We start from the raw sequence: 18,724 nt of genomic DNA, 5'->3' as shown, positions 1-18,724 counted from the left end.
CGGAGGTGCCTGATGTCCAGCTTGTTTGTCTTAACTTTCATGTTTTCAACGCCGGCTTTTTGTCTGGGTCTGCTAAATCCTCAATGGGTGGGACTGGGAACTCGCAAGCGATCGACTGCCTTGTACGGCGGGTTGATGGCAGTTTCGTTCCTTGTGCTTGGGATTACAGCACCTAAGCCACCGCAACCAGTTTCCTCGGGGCTGCTGGCCTCAACTGAATCGCCAGAATTTAGAGTCAGCGCACCTTTGCGTTGAACGTAGCTGGGTATGCATATCACTTTTATGGCAGCATTACAAATAATTTTACCAGGACTTACGCCCGGTTGGGGCGAGAAACCTAGTTTTTTTAATAAAAATACTTGGTTCTACTCATTTACTGTAATTAAAAACTCCGGTTTCTCGGCGTCGGAGTGCGATCGCGAACTGTAGGAAAAAATCTTGGGTTTAGTAAGAAGAAATACACTCATAAACCGGGTTTCACCCGCGTAGGATATCCAGCGTTCTATTTACTTTGTAAATCATAGGGATTTGGGATTGGGTCTACGGATAAAGAAGGAAGTTCACTTCTCAGGACTTAGGCACAGGGATTAAAGAAATCGGGTTTTTTAAACAAATATCCTTCGTGATTACCCTCGTATTTTGGTAAAACAAACCCGGTTTCTGCGTCCTGGACTACTTCTATTTTTTACTGGTAAAGATCGCTATGTCTAATTTTTTCGTTTTAAGCTTTCTATTGTCGATCCCTGCCTTTTTTCTGGGTATTGTTAATCCGAAATGGGTGGCCGCACCAACCCGCAAGCGATCGGCCGCGATGTACGGCGGGTTGATGGCGGCTTCGTTTGTACTTGTTGGTGTAACCGCACCCAAACCGCTAAGCCAAGTTTCGGTGACGCCGGAGGCAACCGCTCCGCTAAAATCATCTCAAACCGCTAAGCCGTCACTGCTTTCGGCAGTGCCGACACCCAAGCCGGAGACTGCGAAAACGCTATTACAAACACCGAAACCTGCAATTTCTGCGGAGGTACCTGCACTTGCCAAACCAGATCCCGATCGCAAATTGCCATCTTCAGTCAAATCTGTTGAACGAACCGCAGAAATTGCTCTTGATGCACCACAGCAGCCAAAGGAAGATACCAAGAAAGTTATTTACGAGTCTTCTAAACCGAATGTTAAAAGTGCCGATTTTCCCAGTTGCGTTAACTCGGATTGCAATTGTTCTGACTTTGCGACTCAAGCCGAAGCGCAACAAGTGTTAGAGGCATATCCGGGCGATCCGTTTAAGCTCGATCGAGATAAAGACTCGATCGCTTGCGAAACGCTGCGTTAGATTCGATCTCAGTTCGCGATCGCAAAAACCCGGTTTCTTCATGTAATTTGGTCATATACGCTCGCTCGCGACACGAGAAACCGGGTTTTTTTGGGTAGCGTGCGATCGCGAACTGAATCTGCCAAAATCCTCGGTTAATGATGAAGGCTTTTTTCGGTGCTTGTACTGATTGGAAGATGGAAATCGATCGGCTAACATGATTTGATTGTTGAGCTTGCGGTGCTGGTGCGTCTATGACTTACAGCTTGAGAATTGTCGATTTGCCAACGAGTGAACGGCCGCGGGAGCGGCTGATGGCGGGTGGCCCGAAAAGTTTGGCTACTGCGGAATTAATTGCGATTCTGCTGGGTACTGGTCAGGGACAAGGCAAACTTTCCGCCGTCGGGCTCGGACAGTATATTTTAAATCAGTTGAGTTTGCATTCTCGCGATCCTCTGGCTGTGCTGCGCAGTATTGGCGTTCAGGAGTTGACGCAGATTCACGGGATTGGCCCTGCTAAGGCGACTTCGATTTTGGCTGCAGTGGAGTTGGGAAAGCGGGTGTTTCAGTCGCGGCCGCCGGAAATGGCTGTGGTTGACTCTCCGCAAGCGGCGGCGGATGCTCTGAGTCACGATTTGATGTGGCAGTCTCAGGAACGTTTTGCTGTGGTGCTGCTGGATGTGAAAAATCGGCTGCTGGGTACTCAGGTAATTACGATCGGCACGGCTACGGAAACTTTGGCTCACCCACGGGATATTTTTCGGGAGGTGATCCGCCAAGGGGCGACGCGGGCGATTATCTCGCACAATCACCCCTCGGGAATTGTGGAGCCGAGCCCGGAGGATATTGCTTTGACGCGGCAGTTGCTGGCGGGAGCGCAGTTTTTGTCGATTCCGCTACTGGATCACTTGATTTTGGGGAATGGGGATTTTCGGAGCTTGCGACAGACGACGACGCTTTGGGACGAGTATCCCCAGGGGGATTGAACTCTTATACTTAACTAATTTGATTGCTGTCATTAGTTATTTGTATCTTTGGGCTGCCGACGGCTGAATCACCTGTTACAGGAGGCAAATTTTGAGGCTGGAGTCCCGGGCGAGAGCGTGTTTTGGCTGAATGTCGCTGCTGATACTTAGTTTCGATCGCAACTCGGTTAATCTATTATAGGTAGGCTGAAGAGGTCGCTAATCCGATTTTTTTTTAGCATACTAAACGTATACTGAACCAGCACCTAAATACCCAGTTATTAAGAAATTCTTAAATGGGATGTAAAATACACGGTGTGGTGATAGGAGGAGAACGTGTTTCTGAGACTTGCAGAACAACACCGTAAATTCGTTCAAGATTTGGTAATGAACCTGCAAGCTTTAGCGATCGTGCTAGAGCATAGGGGTTATCTGGCATCCTGCTACACTTGCGGGGGTCAGATGAACAGTGCCTCATTTATGGTCAGTTTGACGGACAACCATCTGATTCGATTTTTAGTGTCAGATTACGGTATCACTTGGACTGAGATGCGGGACGACCGCGAACTCATGAAACTAGAAGGTGCAGAAGCGATTAATCAGTTACAAGAACTGGCAAATCTCGTAAAGTATCAAATCCAACCTTCGGAAGCTACTTTAGCGACGGCGCAGTGAGTGTAGCGATTGCACGGTTCCGAGGAAGGCGACGCAAGAAAGTGGGTGCTTGTCTGCTAAAACCGAATCCCCAGCGAGTTAGTTGATAGGGTTCATTTAGGTGCACAGCGATGGCTGCTCAACAGACAAGGGTGCTTTCAGGGTGCCTTGAGACTGTTTAGCGCTCAGTCGATCGAACTCTCATCGGGCAGACGGCATACTTTATGCAAAAAGTCTCAAACTTGGAACCTCTAGTTTTTTTCAGCAGTTGATTCTCCCTTGAGAGCGATTAGCAAAATGTAGAAGTGCGACTGCTCGTCGGCTGCGATGTTAATTTCTCACTTTGCCATTCAAAAGTCAAGGAATTGAAATTAACTTTGAGCAAGCAGGTAGGATTTAACATCCCGAGTGAGGATGAGGCTGTGAAGATTGGGTGAAGCGCAGACCAAGGGCTATGGCATACGGGCGATTCAGCAGTCAACTGCAAAGTCGGTAAGGCTTAATTCGAGCCATTAGTCTGTGCTTGGTTGAAAACATCTTCATTTGTCTAAAATTCCCTGTTTGTATAGTCGCGAATTCCATGAGACTGTTGGCGAATCAATACTTTGTTTCTTTGGGGTGTTTAATAATGAACCGCCAAGACGCCAAGTACGCCAAAAAGGAAGAAGAAAGTGGAAGAAGGATAGAAAAATTAATGGCGGGCAATTATCCGGACACGCTCTAAGAGGGGTGCGACGGGAGCAAATGTGAGGCGTCACCCTTCACGGATTCGCCAAGATCATCACCATCTTCGCCCGGAGCTTAAATTGACACCAATCCCCTTGCGATCGCCCCACCAAAGTGTTGCCAACCCTCTATACTCGTCCAATTTCCGGTTGCATCCGCAGTTGGGCCGACACCGGTCGATGCTCTGAACCGATTGCCGGTAAAACCTTGGCTGATTTCGCCCCCCAGTGCTGAGAATACCAAACATAGTCAAGCCTCACCAGGGGAAAAGTTAATTTCCAGTTTAACTGTTTAACCAGTAACTTCAGATCCCATCCGTTAGGAAAAGTAAAGCCAAAACCCACTCCTGCTGTTCGGAAAGCATCTTGCATAACCGCTTTCAAATAATAGTAGTCTTGAGACTGGTCAGTCAGATTAAAGTCCCCGGTGGCAATAGTCGGCAGCGTTTCTTTCTGGAGTCGCCGCACTAAATCTTGAATTTGTGCCGGTCGGTCGCCGTACTCGTAAACTGGGATCTTGAGGAAAGGCAAAATTTTATGCTGGCGAAACCACGGTGGAGTTGTTGAAATGTTATAAAGAACTACATCTTGCTGGTTCATCTCGATAATAGCTCGTTGCTGTGGTTCGTTCCCACCGGCTAGCCGTAACTTTTGGAAAGAGCGAATGGGATATCTGCTGAGAATCACATGGTATCCGCGCCCCAGGTGGTGCGGGTAGAATGCGGCCAACTTAGAGAATACTTCTGTGGCGTAATCCTCGTTAATTTCTTGCAAACAAATGAGGTCTGGTTTTTCTTCCTGAATCAGGTTAACCAAAGCTTGTCGGGATTCGCGATGCCAGCCGAGGTTGAGAGAAAAAACCTTGAGCGTTGGTTGGGAGTCACTGATGTTCGCCGGCTGGGGAGAAAAGTAAGTGACGTGTAGCCAACCCAGCAGGCAGAGGCTAGCCACAGATGAAACAATCGCGAACCAGCGTTTCTTTATGAGAAAAAACCCTAGAATTGGCAGCAGGAAGATTGGCAAGAAAATCCAAGGAACAAAATCCCCCATCAAGGCAACCGGCCACAGCCTGTCCCAAAAGATCAGTCTCAGAATCAGATAGCCGACAATCAGTGCGGAGTAGGCGTAGGCGAACAGTTGAGCAATTCGCTGCAAAAATCGGTAAGGCTTAATCATAGCGCCGTCTGCCATAGCATCCTCTTACTGGTGTGGGGACAAAAAACTGGATACTGCTCAGCTCAAATTAACTAAAATGGCAGATCCTCTGCTGAGGCTAGGCAATACACTTCTCCTGTGTCCGGTTCTTTTATTTTATACAGACTTCTGGCTGGAAACAGTGATTGAAAATCACGATTGGTATATTGCTATTTATAGTAAGTTGTTGGTTAAACCAAAATTAGCGATCGCAAAGTTAGGAATCTCAAGCAAATGATCGATCTCAGCGAACTACTAGAACCCATCGCCAGTCAATTTCGCAGTCTGGGAATTCCCGAACCAATTACCCATTGGGGCCACCCTGTAATGATGGGGATCGTGGTAGTGGCGATGGGCAGTTTTGTCGGGTATACGGGATGGCAAGGACGTTTGGCAACCGATAAAGATGTCGCACTAAAAAGTCGATCGGATCACCGCAAGCTGGCACCGTGGATGTTTCTGTTTCTAGCTTTGGGCTATACAGGCGGCTTGCTGTCGCTGGTGATGCAGCACCAGCCTGTCATGGAAAGCCCGCATTTTTGGACGGGTTCGGCAGTGTTGGTTTTACTGGCTGTTGGTAGCTTGATTTCGCTAACGGGTTTTGGGGGCGATAAGCCAGCACTGCGCGCGGTTCACGCTTATTTAGGCACGACGGCTCTTGCACTTATGGTGCTACACGCGGCTTTCGGTTTAAAATTGGGGTTGTCTATTTAACGCAGTACCGGTCTTTTGTCTTTTATCGTTCAGATTAGCTCCTCGATCCCCCCTAACCCATTAAAAAGATCTGTTAGGGGGATATAGACCAACTATCAAAGCGAAATTTGTCTGGGTTTTAAGCTTAAGTTGTTCCGCTTGGGAAATCAAACACAAAACTTACGCAAAAAGTGGTTTGACACGCTACATATAGCCCTAAGGTGCGGTGTACATAGCCCTACAGATAGCTGTAAGGTGCGGTGTGCATGGAACCCTACTTATAGAGGTTCTGCGTAAGTCCTTAAACTAACTTTATTTGTGACAGTAAAAATTGCTAATTACTTGCTAATTAATGAATCAAGCAACGGGTGTCATTTTCTGTCTTGCCTACATTTTGGGATTGATTTCTACAGCGGTTCCTTGGGGTAGATACGGGATACTTGCTTTGGGAATAGCGGTGGCGATCGCCCTGCCAAAATTGTTGCGAAAATTTACTAAAAATGCTGTCAAAGTCACCAAGAAAAGACGCAGCAGACAAAAAGAAAATGCTCTTGAAGAACCCTTAGAGGCGAGGGAAGAATTGAGTTTGTTGGAGATGCTGCCGAGAGCGAAATGGGTGTGGGCAGTTGCGGGTTTGGTGGCATTTCTAGCTAGCGTTTATTTTGCAGTTCGATCGCCCCAACCGGCAATAGATGACATCAGCAAAGTGATTCCGGCTGGCGGGAACACTCAAGAAGTGGCAGTGACAGTTCGCGGTAGAGTTGTCAGTACGCCCCGATTGACTAGATCGGGTCGATCGCAATTTTGGCTAGAAACAGATTTAGTTAGCGAAATCAACGGCGGCGAGGGAGGAGCAGTCGTAAACCGCCCAGTATCCGGTCAACTCTACGTTACAGTGCCCCTGCTGCAAGCAACGGGTTTGTACGCCGACAATACGATCGCAGTTGTGGGCTCTTTGTACAAACCGCAGCCGCCGTCGAATCCGGGGGCTTTTAATTTTCAAGCATATTTAGCCAGAGAAGGAGCTTTTGCAGGGCTCAAAGGGCGTCAAATTGACTGGACGAGAGAAAATGCGATCGCGGATGTAAATCGAGTTAACGGTCAAGCGGATGCTTTCTGGGAGCCAAGCGGAATGCGGCCATCGAAAATTCAAGCGATGCGGCAGCGGATCGTGCGATCGCAACTATCGCAGTTAAATGTTCCCGAAGGGCCCTTGATCGGTGCGATCGCCCTCGGCAAACAAGCCGTAGATTTACCTTACAACATCCGCGACTATTTTGTGCAGGCTGGATTGGCCCACGCGATCGCAGCTTCCGGCACTCAAGTTTCGATGGTTTTGGCTTTAGTTCTAGCTTTAACCAGGCGTTTTTCCAAACAATTGCAATTTTGTTTTGGCGTCGGTGCTTTATTTTTGCTCGTGGGATTAACTGGCTTTGAACCTTCAGTATGCCGCGCCGCTTTGATGGGATTTGGAACACTATTTGCTTTGGTGCTGAGCCGCCAAGTTAAGCCGCTGGGATTGCTGTTAATCGCTGCTACTATTTTACTGCTAGTTAACCCTTTGTGGATTTGGGATTTAGGTTTTCAACTGAGTTTTTTGGCAACTTTGGGGTTAATAGTGACGACGCCGCCGCTGATGGCAAAGTTAGATTGGATGCCGCCCGCGATCGCTTCGATTATTGTGGTTCCGATCGCGGCTTCAATTTGGGTGCTACCGCTGCTACTTTACGTTTTTAGCGTGGTATCACCTTACAGTATTTTAGTCAATATTATTGCGGCTCCTTTGCTGTGGATTTTGAGTATTGGGGGGATGGTTAGCGCTTTAGCTGGATTGATTTTTCCGCCGGCTGGCAGTGTTTTAGCGCAACTGCTGGACTATCCGGCAAAAGGGTTAATTGCGATCGCTCAATATTTCTCGCAATTGCCTGGTAATTCGGTAGCTGTCGGTCAAGTATCGGTGTTTCAGCTAATCGCGCTTTACAGTTTAATTTGCTGGGTTTGGATCGGGGGAAGAAGGAAGAAGGAAGAAGGAAGAAGGAAGAAGGAAGAGGGAAGAAGGAAGAAGGAAGAAGGAAGAAGGAAGAAGGAAGAAGGAAGAGGGAAGAGGGAAGAGGGAAGAGGGAAGAAGGGGAAAAACAGAGTTATCGCGCTGCCTGTTTTTTCTGCGGCTTGGATTTTACCGCTGGCGGTTGTGGCGGGAATTAGCATCATAGTTTTGCCAGCTTGGCACGTTCAAGCATCTTTATTTCAAGTTACTTTGCTGGCGACATCTGGCGAGCCTGTTTTAGTAATTCAAGATAGGGGAAAAGTGGCGCTAATTAATAGCGGTGATGAAAATACCGTAAGGTTTACAGTGTTGCCTTTTTTGCAGAAGCAAGGAGTTAATTCTGTGAATTTTGCGATCGCCACTCACGGTCATTTAGGTTTGAGCGGCGGTTGGGGAAAATTACTAGAACGCTTGCCAATTAAAACATTTTATGATAATACTGCTCCGAAACAAATTCACCGTGGCAACAATCAGGAATTTATGACGGCTGTGCAATCTCGCCAAGGTGTTTACTTTCCTTTAGAAACTAACAGTACAGTCGATCTGGGTTCGACGCGATTGCAGTTCGTGAATGCGGAGATTCCGGTGGTAGAATTCCTGGTGGGAAATCGAACTTGGTTGCTCGTCGGTGAAATGACACCGGAAGCGCAAAAAAAATTGGCAGCAACGGGAACCTTGAAGCCCGCTCAAGTGCTGTGGTGGTCGGGAAAAACCCTGACGGCTGAGTTATTAAGCGCGGTTGGGCCACAAGTGGCGATCGCATCTGCTAACGAAATCGACCCAGAAACCGTCGCCCAACTGCGCCAAAACAAAACCCAAATATTCTGGACAGGGCGCGACGGAGCCCTCCAGTGGACGCCAGCAGCCGGATTTAAGACCACCCTAGAATCTGAAGAAAATCAAACTTCTTTTCTGTAAAGATTTACAATGTGGCGCACTGTGCGGTAAAATACTTTTAGCTCACATCTCAAATCAATTGGAGAGGTGGCAGAGCGGTTGAATGCGGTAGACTCGAAATCTACTTTAGGGGTGACTCTAACGTGGGTTCAAATCCCACCCTCTCCGTTTTTCCTTTAAAAATCAATATTTCTGGCATCTCCCTGCTTAAGATACAACCAGCAAAATAAGATAACTTGGTATATTTTATGGGAGCTTTTGCGGAAGATTTGCGGAAGATTAATGATTCCCTAGATCGAGTCCAGATCTGATCCAAGGGGAAGAGGTTTTACTTGCGAGCCACTTTCCCACCTCAGCCCGGTCATGGTGATAAACCGAAACGGTATGAGATTAGCAATGGATATGCAGCGCATTCAGAGGGGCTGAGATTTGCTAAAGCTAAGGCTCTATGAAAATTGAAGCTCAGCTATTGCGTGGAATATTTGATTGGACACCGTGGGTCAACGGCAAGCAACAACCAATGGAGCACTTGCCAAATTTGCGCGCCTCGAAGTTAAATTTACTGAATTAGTCGCTGGGTGCAGATCTAAAATGCCCAGGGATTTGCCATTGGATTAAGAAATTGAAACGATGCGCAATGCGATCGCCAATCTTGGTTGGGAATCGGTCTTCGGGATGTTGGCTGCCTGTGGTCTGCGCTCGCATCAAATCTTTAAACTCGACTGCTCTGAACTTGAATCTTAACCGGGCTGGCTGCTAGTGCTACCTGATAGCAAAACTGCCGATCGCCTTATTTTGCCGTTGCGACCTATCTGCCGATCGGAGTGGAAGTTGTAAAACGTGAAGTTGCCAAACATCAAAACTGATGGCAAGAACAATCAAGAACTTGGCGAGAAAATTACTTCCGGCATCCGCAACCAAGGCGTTGACCTAACGCCTTACCATTTGTGTGATGCCTCTGCTTTTCGCGGGTCAGTTCTAGGAATTGACCCGGCGATCCTAGCTCGATCGATGGTTCACTCACTACAAGTTCACTGCGACAAATATCATCATCACATCAGCAAAAGGGATTTTGAAACCGCTTGAAAGCGAGCCAAAATTAACACTTTTATGGGCTAATAGATTGGATATTTCGCTCCCAAGAATTCACACTCTACCAATTTTATATGAAGTTGCATACTAGAATAAAAATACTGTTTAAAGGTGATTAGTTATGGCACGCCAACTGATTATGGCGATCGCAGAAAGTGGAGAGAGTTTGGACCAACAAATAAAAACCAGTCTCACTGCTAGCGAGAAAGAATGATTGCAAATGTTATGCTGAGCTAAAACTGGAGAAATCACGATCGCATAAGACCCTTGCCGAACCTTTCGGACGCGATGCTTCAACGGTAACGGGCGTGGCTGCAAAAGTATCGTCAAGGAGGATTGTCCCAATTGTTGGTAGTCAACAGTAAAAGAGTGAAAATCGCCCCACTTGAGTCTGCTAGGCTCTCGCCGGATTGCCAGAAACATTGCATTCGCAATTTATCAAACAAAAATTCAAAGGAAAAGTGTTTCTGACACTTATGGAATTACGCGAACGACTGGCAGCAAGTTCTACAACAAATCACCCCTAAACTGTGGCAGTTCGCTATCTTCTTACAATTTCATTTTTGAAGCTTTATTCTATGCAGCTTCATATTAATTTGGTATTAGAAACGAGCGAAGTTTATATTGTCGGGATAGATGCTCCTGCTGTTGTTAAAAACAATTCTCAACTTATGACCAACTGGCAGGCTGTGCGAAGTAAATTTGGATACTCTGGGCCATACACCCAAAATTGGTTTTGGTTGTAAATGATATCTAGCACCATTGTCAAGAACAGGCTTTCCGATCTGTTCCACAACACATCAAGTTTCTTGTGCGGTGAGCCCCAGAGCCCGTCCGTGAAAGTTTTATTGAAAATGGTGCTAGATGTAAGATACAACTAACTATTTTCGGCAAGGACTAAAGGACACCCGGTGAAAGACAGATACACCGCAACGTTGCAAAGCTAATTTATGTTTAGCAGTGCCATATCCTTTGTTATTTGTCAAGTCATATTCAGGGTACTTAACAGCCATCCGCAGGATTAATTCATCGCGCCAAACTTTCGCCACAATACTAGCAGCAGCAATCTGAATCGATCGCGAATCGCCCTTTACCATCGTCTCTTGCTCGATCGACAAATTGGGAATCCTTTGATTCCCGTCAACCAAACACAAATCAGGAGTAACATTCAGCTTCAGAATTGCGCGTTTCATCGCCAACAAAGAAGCCTGCAAAATATTCAAACGATCGATCTCCCGCACCGAAGCCGCACCAATTTGGCAGTCAACCGCCACAGCCCGGATTTTTACGGCTAACCGACTCCGGGCTGCGGCACTTAACTGCTTGCTGTCGCGCACCCCGCAACTTGCTAATTCATCGAGAACTTCGTCGGGCAAAATGCAGGCGGCAGCCACCACCGGCCCGAACAAAGCCCCTCGTCCGACTTCATCCACACCTGCAATTACCAGAGTGTTAGAGGGAGAGGGGGAAAGGGGAAGATGGAAAGATGGGAATAGAGTAAAAATTTCTACTTCTTCCTTGTTCCCTCGAACCTCGGATTTCTTCCTTCTTCCCTCGGACTTCATATCACTCATCCAAAACGGCTGACGAGCGACGCCTGCGCCGCCGGTTGATAGCAGGCTCCTCGGGTTCGCTGGGTTCGCTGGGTTCGCTGGGTTCGATCGATTCATGCGGCTCGATCGATTCATGCGGCTCGATCAATTCATGCGGCTCGATCGATTCATTCGACTCATTGAGTTCAAACGGCTCATAGGATTCGTCCATCACATCGCTGGTTTCCTCGATATGAGCAAAATCATCAGTTTCGTCGATCGAACTCTCGCCGTAAATTTCAGCCTCATCATCCTCAGAAAATACAGGCTCAGCTACCGACATTTCTGGATAATAATCGCGTTCCTGTGCATTCTCAGCAGGCGCCGCCGGTTCAAATTCAAATTCGAGCTGCTCGAAAGGCGGCTTGTTCGGGGCCGCTCCCGGGAGAGTCACCGAAACGATCGCATTCTTAGGATTTTTGACGCTGCGATCCGTAAGCACCAAAGGAGAAACTCCCATCAGCGCATAAACATCTTGCTCCTCCGCCGTCATTTCCACCGAAATCACCTCCGGAGGCTCCACCATCGGCTTCATCAACTCAGACTTAGCCGGACGCACGCGATCGAAATCCTCGCGCCTGCCAACAGTCGCCATATTCACCAACCCGAAGCCCTCCGAAGCTGCCCGGATACCGGGGGGTGCCAGATACTCAGAGCGCGTCTCCGCAACGGGCGCGCTCGAAGTATTCGGCAGCCGCAACTTGCTGCGCACCGGTTCCTCCTCCACCGGGAGGGCAAAAGGCTCTTCACCAATCCGGCGGCGGCGGCGGCGTCTCGTTCCGTTCCCCAAATCCTGATAGCTGGGATGGTTGAGCAAGTCCAAAGGCGAGGCGTTGCTGCCGGTCTCAAAATCCAAACTTTCGCTCTGAGGTTCCCAAGCAGCCCGAGCAGGTTCTGGGGGGCGTTCTTCCCGCACTGGTGCAGGAGTTGCAGCAGCCACAGGCGTCAAGCTGCGGCGTTCCAATCCTTCGGGCAAATTCAACAAAACGCGGTTCGACGTAGCAACAGTGCGATCGCTCGATTCCCGCACCGCTGCGGCGAAGTCTTCTTCCCCGGGCAGTTGCACCAGATGACCCAACCCGCTGCAAGTAGGGCAAGTGTGGCCGAACAACTCATAAATATTTTGACCTTGGCGCTTGCGGGTCAGTTCTACCAGTCCCAATTCCGACAGTTGAGCGATTTGCGGCCGAGCTTTGTCAGCTTTGAGAGCTTTATTGAAATGTTCCAGCACCTGCAACTGATCGCGGCGGGATTCCATGTCAATAAAGTCAACAATAATCACCCCGGCAATATTGCGCAACCGCAGTTGTCTGGCAATTTCCGTTGCTGCTTCGCAATTTGTCCAGAGTACCGTTTCCCGAGCCGTGGCCGATCGAGTAAACGAGCCAGAGTTGACATCGATCACCGTCAGCGCCTCAGTCGGCTCGATAATCACATAACCCCCCGAAGGCAAATCAACCCTCGGTCTGAGGGCTTCTCGAATCGCAGCGTTAACGCGGAAAAATTCTAAAATCGAGGCGCGCTCTCGGTGGTGGTCGATCAAAACTCCCGCAGGCAGTTTACCGCCGTTCCAGCTCATCAACTGCTGCTTCACCCGCTTAATTCCATTTTGCGAGTCCACCACAATCCGATTCACGTCACCGCTGAACATATCCCGCAGCACCCGCTGGATAAAATCGTCATCGCGGTTGAGCAGTGCCGGTGCCCGCGAGGTACCGCCTTCGAGTTGAACGGCTTCCCACTGTTTTTGGAGGACTTCCAAATCTTCCATGATCGCTTCTTCAGTCATCCCTTCAGCTTCGGTGCGCACCAGCAGCCCCATCCCGGCCGGTTTCACCAAAATAGCCAGGGCTCTAAGGCGGTTGCGCTCGGCTTCCGACTTGATCCGCCGTGAAAGATTGACTCCCCTGCCGTAGGGCATCAGTACCAAATAGCGGCCCGGCAGGGTAATGTTACCTGTCAGCCGGGGGCCTTTGCTGCCCGTCGGTTCTTTCATCACCTGTACCACCACTTTCTGCTGGGGGGTCAGGAGTTCTGTAATAGCTCCTGCCGAGCGTTTAAGGCGCAGCGGGCCGAGGTCTGTTACGTGCATGAACCCGTTACGTTCTGGGTCGCCAATATTGACAAATGCCGCATCTATCCCGGGGAGTACATTCTCGACAATTCCCAAGTAAATGTCGCTGACTTGGTGGCTGCCTGTGGCTACCACAAGTTCTTGGATTTGATCTTCTGAAAAGACGGCAGCAATGCGATGCTGCTCTGCTATAACTATCTGCTTTGTCATTCAATTTCCTCACAAAACTGGCAGCAAGTTAGAGACACTTACGCACTCATAGTGCCTCTGACTTTGACTGTAATTAGTAGTAGCTTGAAGAGTTATGAGCTGTGAGTTGGTGCAGGGAGGAAGGAAATTTAACTGTTGACCGTTCACCGTTCACTGTTAACTGTTACAGATAACTGTTCATTGTTAACGGTTCACTGTTACAGATAAAGTAGTTAAACCCGCCCGTACAGAGTTATGAGTTATGCTCAGCAGATAAATCTGAGAGATAGAAATAAGGAGGCTTTTATCGAGTTAGTAATATTGAGTTTTGAGTTGAGAATTGCGAAATCAATACTCAAAATTCAACACTTAGAACTCTTCCTTTGAACTCAGGGAATAAATTCAGTGACACCGTACCAATTTCTTAACACACAACTTAACACTACGAACTGATAACTCCGCTTGCGTGGTGGTTGAGGGCTGGTTTTGAGCGAAAGTAGGTAGGAGTGAAAGCGCCTAGACTTTTGTTGAATTCTTGCGCGATCGCACTCAACACACCCCTGATTGGCATTCGACTGCAACCTCCGCCCCTGCCAACCCTAAAACCTCGTCAATCGATTTTAGATTTTAGATTTCAGATTTTAGATTTTAGATTTACTCCACAGATGAATCTGGGAGATTAAACTTTAGTCTAAAATCTAAAATTTTTGGTTCTCTACGACTTAAGTCGGGGGCTTATCTCCGTTTTTTGACGGGTCAGTCGATTTTAGATTTTAGATTTTAGATTTTAGATTTACTCCACAGATGAATCTGGGAGATTGAACTTTAGTCTAAAATCTAAAATTTTTGGTTCTCCACGACTTAAGTCGGGGGCTTATCTCCGTTTTTTGACAGGGCAAAAACATCTATTGTTGAATACCCGCTCTGCGGCTTGAACCGTTAGATTTTTGAGTAAGCCGACGGCCGACAACCAGTCGATCGGTCGAAATTAATCGCTAAATTTGGTTCATACCCCGCTCCTGCGGGTTTGGCGCTAGATTTAGCCTGTGAATGTACAACAAAAAGGCTTGAAGTCTTGAACAGAAGCAATTTGCACCCAGCCCGCGTTGCTGGTTGACGAGGGCGGCGAGCGACTAAAGCGCTCGAGCCGCCGTGGCTTCCATAACAAGCGATTATAGCGTGAAACGAAACATCCCGATCGACTAGAGCCGAAGGTGAATATTCCACCACAGCTCCCCTATTTTAACCATAACCCAGTATTAGCTGACTACGCTCAACCTGCTGAAGCTGAATTTGCTGCTGGCTGACTTGTTCGAGCATGAAAACAATATGTTCTGGCTTTAGCAAGTTGCCGTCGCTGCGACAACTGCCGGTAAAGCGCAAGACGGCTCTACTTTCGGATGTACAGCCAGAGGCAGAGGTGCTGCTTTCTGCTTTCTGATCTACAAGTTCTAGTTTGTGCAGCCGATCGCGCAAATTGACATCCTGCGTCTTTCCCGACTTAGTAGTGTGCACCCGCCAAAAAGCCTCGGTTTCGGCGATCGTCTTGACCCAAGCTTCCCAGTTGGCATCAGGAGCCACGGAGACAGGAGCAGAATTTTCACGGTCTGATTCACCATTTTCTGTCAACGAACCCGCTACAGCGACAGTAATCACGTACTCCGCTGCTTCCAACAACTGACTGGCAGAAGGAGCCTTGAGATCGATCGACTCAACCTTGTAAATCGGAATATTTTCCGGCAGCTTAGCGGCCAACTTTTCCCGAAAACTCTCAATATCGATCGGCTCAGTTAGCTCAAAGTCGGCAATTTCCCCAGTGCTGGTAACGCCCAGAGGCAGAGCATTTGCCAGAGAAATCCGAGGGTTCGGGTGGAACCCGCCGGTAAAAGAAATGGGCAAATCAGCTCTGCGGACTACTCGATCGAGCAATCGGAGCAAATCCAAATGACCAACCAAAGCCATATCGCCCACCTTCCCGAACCAAACCCGCAAACGCTGTTTCCGCTCCGTATTCGGCACGAACTCCCCAGCAAACTCTGGAATTGGCAGCGCATCCACAACCACATTGTGTCCGAAATCGGTGCCGCAAACCCCGCAGCGCGAACACCCTTCAAAGGAACAGTCGGGAACCGTCGCTGCTTCTAAAGCCTTTTGCAAGTCAATTTTCAGCCAGTTTTTGTCGATTCCCGTATCTAAGTGATCCCAAGGCAGGGCCCGATCGAGAGAGAGAGGGAGATAGGGGGAGAGGGGGAGAGTGGGGGAGAGGGAGAGGGCGAGATCCGGAGAATTGGGAAAATCTTCCTTGATTTCTCTTCTTTCTTCCTTCTTCCTTCTTCCTTCTTCCTTCTTCCTTCTTCCTTCTTCCTTCTCCTCTTCCTTCTCAAAAAGATTCCACTCGCCGCTTTCGACTTGGCGGTATTTCCAGGTAAGGCCCGACTCATCGATCGCCTGAGTCCAAGCTTTGTAAGCCTGATCCAAACTTTCCCACCACGCATCCATACCCGCGCCAAGTTCCCAAGCGCGGCGGACTACAGCAGCCAAACGCCGATCGCCCCGTCCGACAAAATCCTCCATTGCCGAAATCCGCACATCAGTGTAATTCACCTTGACGCCCCGCATCCCCCGAAATTCTCCCTTCAGGAGTTTTTGCTTGCGGGAAAACTCAGCAGTAGAAACCGAGTGCCACTGAAAAGGAGTGTGAGGCTTAGGCGTAAAATTAGAAATTGTCAAGTTAAAATTCAGTCCCCGCCGGCCATCGAGCCTGCATTCGCGGTGCAGCCAGCGGACTGTTTCGGCGATGCCCAGAACATCAAAATCTGTTTCCCCAGGCAAACCGATCATAAAATACAGCTTGATTTTATCCCAGCCGCGATCGACCGCAGTTTTGACACCCCGGAGCAATTCTTCGTTTGTCAAACCTTTGTTAACTATGTCGCGCATCCGCTGAGTACCAGCTTCCGGGGCAAAAGTCAAACCGCTTTGCCGCGTGCCGCCGAGAATGTCGGCAATATTATCGTCAAATCTGTCAACCCGCTGGCTGGGTAGAGACAGAGAAATATTTTTATCTTTCAGGCGATTTTTGATTTCCATCCCGACTGCTGGGAGTGCCAGATAGTCGGAACAACTGAGGGAAAGCAGGGAAAACTCGCTGTGCCCGGTGGCTTGCATCCCCTGTTCGATCGCCTCTACGACTTGCTGCGGTTCGACATCGCGCGCGGGGCGAGTCAGCATTCCCGGCTGACAGAAGCGACAGCCGCGGGTGCATCCCCGGCGGATTTCTACTGTCAGTCTGTCGTGTACTGTCTGGACGTAGGGAACCAGGCCGATCGAATAAGCTGGTATCGGAGTCGCCACGCGGCGCAGAATTCGTTCTGGAACTTGCGGGCGGTTGGGATGAACAGAACCGTCGGCCGCCATATCGTAAAATTGCGGGACGTAGACGCCTGGAATTTGCGCTAAATCCAGCAGCAATGCTTCTCGGCTCAAATTATTAGTTTTGCCTTCTGCCAAAATCAAGCCAATTTCTGGCAGCAATTCTTCTCCATCTCCCAAAGCGATGAAGTCAAAAAAGTCAGCGTAGGGTTCGGGATTGGAAGTTGCTGTTTGCCCGCCAGCAAAAATCAGCGGCATTTGACCGTTTTGGTCATTTGTCGCTCTTTCTTGCCAAGTTAGAGGAATGCCGGCTAAATCCAGCATTTCCAGAATGTTTGTTGCTCCCAGTTCGTAGCTGAGGCTGAAGCCCAGAATATCAAATTCTGTGAGCGATCGCCTGGATTCTACCGCAAACAGGGGAGTTTTGGTCGATCGCAGTTTTGCTGCCAAGTCTGGTGCGGGCAAATAAGCTCGATCGCACAACTGCCTCGGCAAGGCATTCAAAATGTTGTAAAGGATGATGTGCCCCAGATTGGAAGCACCAACTTCATACACTTCTGGGTAAGTGAGCACCCAGCGCACAGACGCCCCGTCCCAATCCTTGTGGGCAGCCCCCAATTCGTTTCCCAGATAACGAGCAGGCTGATTGATTTCTGCTGAAAGTAATTCTTCGACTTTTACTGCCACGGCTCGACTCGCTAAATATCTGCGACTCTTAAGCAGCCTACCTTAAAATCTGCCAACACGCCAACGACAGTCCTCTGTCTTTTGGGGCATTTAAGCGAATTTACTGGGTTTTGTTGCTTGTTTTCGCCGAGGAGGAACCTCTACCAGTGCTGGTTTTCGCAGGAGTTTTCGGCTTCAAAGCTATCCACATTGTCAAATATCTCAAAAACTCGATCGAGTTGACTGAGTTCCAGAATCATCCTAATCCCGGGGGATACCGAGCAAATACTAAACCTGCGCCCCATTCTTTTCGCCTGCTTGAGGCCCGAAACCAATGCCATCAAACCGGCACTGTCAATAAATGTTACTGCGCCCAAATCTACGAGTACCGCTACAACCCCGGGGGCTGCAATTGCTGTGATGAGTTCCCGTCCGAATTCTCCGGAGGTGGCTGCATTCAGGTGGTCTAGGGGTCGAATCACCGTAATTGGTTTATGGGCAAGAAGTGTCTGCATAATATGTCAAACCTATGGTTGCTACGTATTTTCAACTACTGCGCTGGACAGGTGTAAGCCTAAACCTACTTGATTACTCTGAGCCTAACTTACTATAAGGGAAACCGACCAGTTGTTTTCAGTATTTTTACGTAATCTTTATTTATTGACTGTTTTTTATGAAATTTTGCGTAAGATTTGCGGAGGAAAAGTAAGCTACTATACTATTTTTTATTTATGCCAGTAGGTTTAGTATTGGTAAGTGTAAACATTGCGATCGACCTTGCGCTAGCTGTTAGGTTAAACTGAACAATGTAATTGGAATCACTTGTTAGTTCTGATTTAGATCACTTGCTCGCTGGACTGTTCAGAGGAAAATAAAACTGTACGGAGTTCTCCGACCTACTATGCAAGCAACTCATGCTATTCGTCAACTTGTAGAAAAAGCCCTCTACATTAAGCAGTTGACACCTGACATTGAAAACGAAATCAACTACGAGCTCACCCGTTTGGGGTACATCTCGGATATTGATTATGAGGCTTTAGAGTTATTAATGGATGAAATGGATGCTGGCAGGGTGCAATTGGTATCTACCTGTGGATAGTTGCAACGGGACGACCAGTGAATATCAAAGAGGGGAAAAATCCTTGCACGCCGGGAAATAGAGGAGTGTCAGAAGCCTTGACCCCAGCAGAATATTTTCCAACTTAAGCAGCTAGTTACTGAAGTTGAGATTTGAGGAGATACTGTTAAGGGCGATCGT

Annotated in this window: 15 protein-coding genes and 1 tRNA gene; 10 read left to right on the top strand and 6 right to left on the bottom strand. The window is 48.4% G+C overall.

Annotated features, from left to right (window positions below):
• The first annotated feature begins 12 nt into the window (after window positions 1-12).
• The 4 genes from QUA20_RS07590 to QUA20_RS07575 all read left to right on the top strand — a co-directional run bounded on the left by QUA20_RS07590 (window position 13) and on the right by QUA20_RS07575 (window position 2,946).
• Window positions 13-255 (top strand): hypothetical protein, encoded by a 243-nt coding sequence (locus tag QUA20_RS07590; protein ID WP_333187204.1) that lies wholly within the window; start codon window positions 13-15, stop codon window positions 253-255.
• Window positions 256-703: 448 nt separating this feature from the next.
• Complete coding sequence (locus QUA20_RS07585) at window positions 704-1,327, top strand: excalibur calcium-binding domain-containing protein (RefSeq protein ID WP_333187201.1); 624 nt, start codon at window positions 704-706, stop codon at window positions 1,325-1,327.
• 233 nt (window positions 1,328-1,560) lie between these two features.
• On the top strand, window positions 1,561-2,292 hold the full coding sequence (radC, locus tag QUA20_RS07580; protein WP_333187199.1) for a RadC family protein: 732 nt from the start codon (window positions 1,561-1,563) through the stop codon (window positions 2,290-2,292).
• A gap of 315 nt (window positions 2,293-2,607) precedes the next feature.
• Entirely contained in the window at window positions 2,608-2,946 is a 339-nt protein-coding gene (locus QUA20_RS07575; protein ID WP_015176985.1) for a DUF1815 family protein, read from the top strand.
• An 833-nt stretch (window positions 2,947-3,779) separates the two neighbouring features.
• Here QUA20_RS07575 and QUA20_RS07570 read toward each other — a convergent pair.
• Window positions 3,780-4,841, bottom strand: a complete 1,062-nt coding sequence (locus QUA20_RS07570; RefSeq protein ID WP_333187197.1) for an endonuclease/exonuclease/phosphatase family protein — start codon at window positions 4,839-4,841, stop codon at window positions 3,780-3,782.
• 237 nt (window positions 4,842-5,078) lie between these two features.
• On the opposite strand from QUA20_RS07570, the gene QUA20_RS07565 reads away from it, so the two are divergent.
• The 5 genes from QUA20_RS07565 to QUA20_RS07545 all read left to right on the top strand — a co-directional run bounded on the left by QUA20_RS07565 (window position 5,079) and on the right by QUA20_RS07545 (window position 10,319).
• A complete protein-coding gene (locus tag QUA20_RS07565) occupies window positions 5,079-5,558 on the top strand; it encodes a DUF4079 domain-containing protein (protein ID WP_333187194.1) in 480 nt (159 codons plus the stop codon).
• A 331-nt stretch (window positions 5,559-5,889) separates the two neighbouring features.
• Window positions 5,890-8,502 (top strand): ComEC/Rec2 family competence protein, encoded by a 2,613-nt coding sequence (locus QUA20_RS07560; protein WP_333187192.1) that lies wholly within the window; start codon window positions 5,890-5,892, stop codon window positions 8,500-8,502.
• Window positions 8,503-8,562: 60 nt separating this feature from the next.
• Window positions 8,563-8,649: transfer RNA gene (locus QUA20_RS07555), tRNA-Ser, on the top strand.
• A gap of 672 nt (window positions 8,650-9,321) precedes the next feature.
• The gene (locus QUA20_RS07550; RefSeq protein WP_333187190.1) at window positions 9,322-9,567 is read left to right on the top strand and encodes a hypothetical protein; all 246 of its coding nucleotides are present in this window, start codon (window positions 9,322-9,324) and stop codon (window positions 9,565-9,567) included.
• A 584-nt stretch (window positions 9,568-10,151) separates the two neighbouring features.
• The gene (locus QUA20_RS07545; RefSeq protein WP_333187189.1) at window positions 10,152-10,319 is read left to right on the top strand and encodes a hypothetical protein; all 168 of its coding nucleotides are present in this window, start codon (window positions 10,152-10,154) and stop codon (window positions 10,317-10,319) included.
• Between the two features lie 135 nt (window positions 10,320-10,454).
• On the opposite strand, the gene QUA20_RS07540 is transcribed toward QUA20_RS07545, so the two are convergent.
• The 5 genes from QUA20_RS07540 to QUA20_RS07520 form a co-directional block, all read right to left on the bottom strand.
• Window positions 10,455-11,138 (bottom strand): ribonuclease HII, encoded by a 684-nt coding sequence (locus QUA20_RS07540; RefSeq protein ID WP_333187277.1) that lies wholly within the window; start codon window positions 11,136-11,138, stop codon window positions 10,455-10,457.
• 1 nt (window position 11,139) lies between these two features.
• The gene (locus QUA20_RS07535) at window positions 11,140-13,449 is read right to left on the bottom strand and encodes an Rne/Rng family ribonuclease (protein WP_333187187.1); all 2,310 of its coding nucleotides are present in this window, start codon (window positions 13,447-13,449) and stop codon (window positions 11,140-11,142) included.
• 421 nt (window positions 13,450-13,870) lie between these two features.
• On the bottom strand, window positions 13,871-13,999 hold the full coding sequence (locus QUA20_RS07530) for a hypothetical protein (RefSeq protein ID WP_281363593.1): 129 nt from the start codon (window positions 13,997-13,999) through the stop codon (window positions 13,871-13,873).
• A 671-nt stretch (window positions 14,000-14,670) separates the two neighbouring features.
• Window positions 14,671-17,487: a TIGR03960 family B12-binding radical SAM protein gene (locus QUA20_RS07525; RefSeq protein WP_333187183.1), complete on the bottom strand. Its 2,817-nt coding sequence runs from the start codon at window positions 17,485-17,487 to the stop codon at window positions 14,671-14,673.
• Window positions 17,488-17,627: 140 nt separating this feature from the next.
• Window positions 17,628-17,981 carry an STAS domain-containing protein gene (locus QUA20_RS07520; RefSeq protein ID WP_333187180.1) on the bottom strand — a complete coding sequence of 118 codons (354 nt, stop codon included), beginning with the start codon at window positions 17,979-17,981 and terminating at the stop codon, window positions 17,628-17,630.
• A gap of 386 nt (window positions 17,982-18,367) precedes the next feature.
• Here QUA20_RS07520 and QUA20_RS07515 point away from each other — a divergent pair, with 386 nt between their 5' ends.
• Window positions 18,368-18,565, top strand: coding sequence for a hypothetical protein (locus tag QUA20_RS07515; protein ID WP_172185910.1), 198 nt, complete (start codon window positions 18,368-18,370; stop codon window positions 18,563-18,565).
• Window positions 18,566-18,724 lie beyond the last annotated feature (159 nt).

Origin of the sequence: Microcoleus sp. Pol7_A1, assembly GCF_036701085.1 — a bacterium.
Classification (GTDB): Bacteria; Cyanobacteriota; Cyanobacteriia; order Cyanobacteriales; family Microcoleaceae; genus Microcoleus; species Microcoleus asticus.
Note: the sequence above shows the minus strand (reverse complement) of the source record. Positions and strands in the feature narration are given on the sequence as shown.

Bases quoted from the DNA above. Each gene is read 5' to 3' on its own strand.
- QUA20_RS07590 (WP_333187204.1), top strand. From the start codon at position 13: ATGTCCAGCTTGTTTGTCTTAACTTTCATGTTTTCAACGCCGGCTTTT.
- QUA20_RS07585 (WP_333187201.1), top strand. From the start codon at position 704: ATGTCTAATTTTTTCGTTTTAAGCTTTCTATTGTCGATCCCTGCCTTT.
- radC (WP_333187199.1), top strand. From the start codon at position 1,561: ATGACTTACAGCTTGAGAATTGTCGATTTGCCAACGAGTGAACGGCCG.
- QUA20_RS07570 (WP_333187197.1), bottom strand. From the start codon at position 4,841: ATGGCAGACGGCGCTATGATTAAGCCTTACCGATTTTTGCAGCGAATT.
- QUA20_RS07565 (WP_333187194.1), top strand. From the start codon at position 5,079: ATGATCGATCTCAGCGAACTACTAGAACCCATCGCCAGTCAATTTCGC.
- QUA20_RS07560 (WP_333187192.1), top strand. From the start codon at position 5,890: ATGAATCAAGCAACGGGTGTCATTTTCTGTCTTGCCTACATTTTGGGA.
- QUA20_RS07545 (WP_333187189.1), top strand. From the start codon at position 10,152: ATGCAGCTTCATATTAATTTGGTATTAGAAACGAGCGAAGTTTATATT.
- QUA20_RS07540 (WP_333187277.1), bottom strand. From the start codon at position 11,138: ATGAAGTCCGAGGGAAGAAGGAAGAAATCCGAGGTTCGAGGGAACAAG.
- QUA20_RS07535 (WP_333187187.1), bottom strand. From the start codon at position 13,449: ATGACAAAGCAGATAGTTATAGCAGAGCAGCATCGCATTGCTGCCGTC.
- QUA20_RS07530 (WP_281363593.1), bottom strand. From the start codon at position 13,999: ATGCCAATCAGGGGTGTGTTGAGTGCGATCGCGCAAGAATTCAACAAA.
- QUA20_RS07520 (WP_333187180.1), bottom strand. From the start codon at position 17,981: ATGCAGACACTTCTTGCCCATAAACCAATTACGGTGATTCGACCCCTA.
- QUA20_RS07515 (WP_172185910.1), top strand. From the start codon at position 18,368: ATGCAAGCAACTCATGCTATTCGTCAACTTGTAGAAAAAGCCCTCTAC.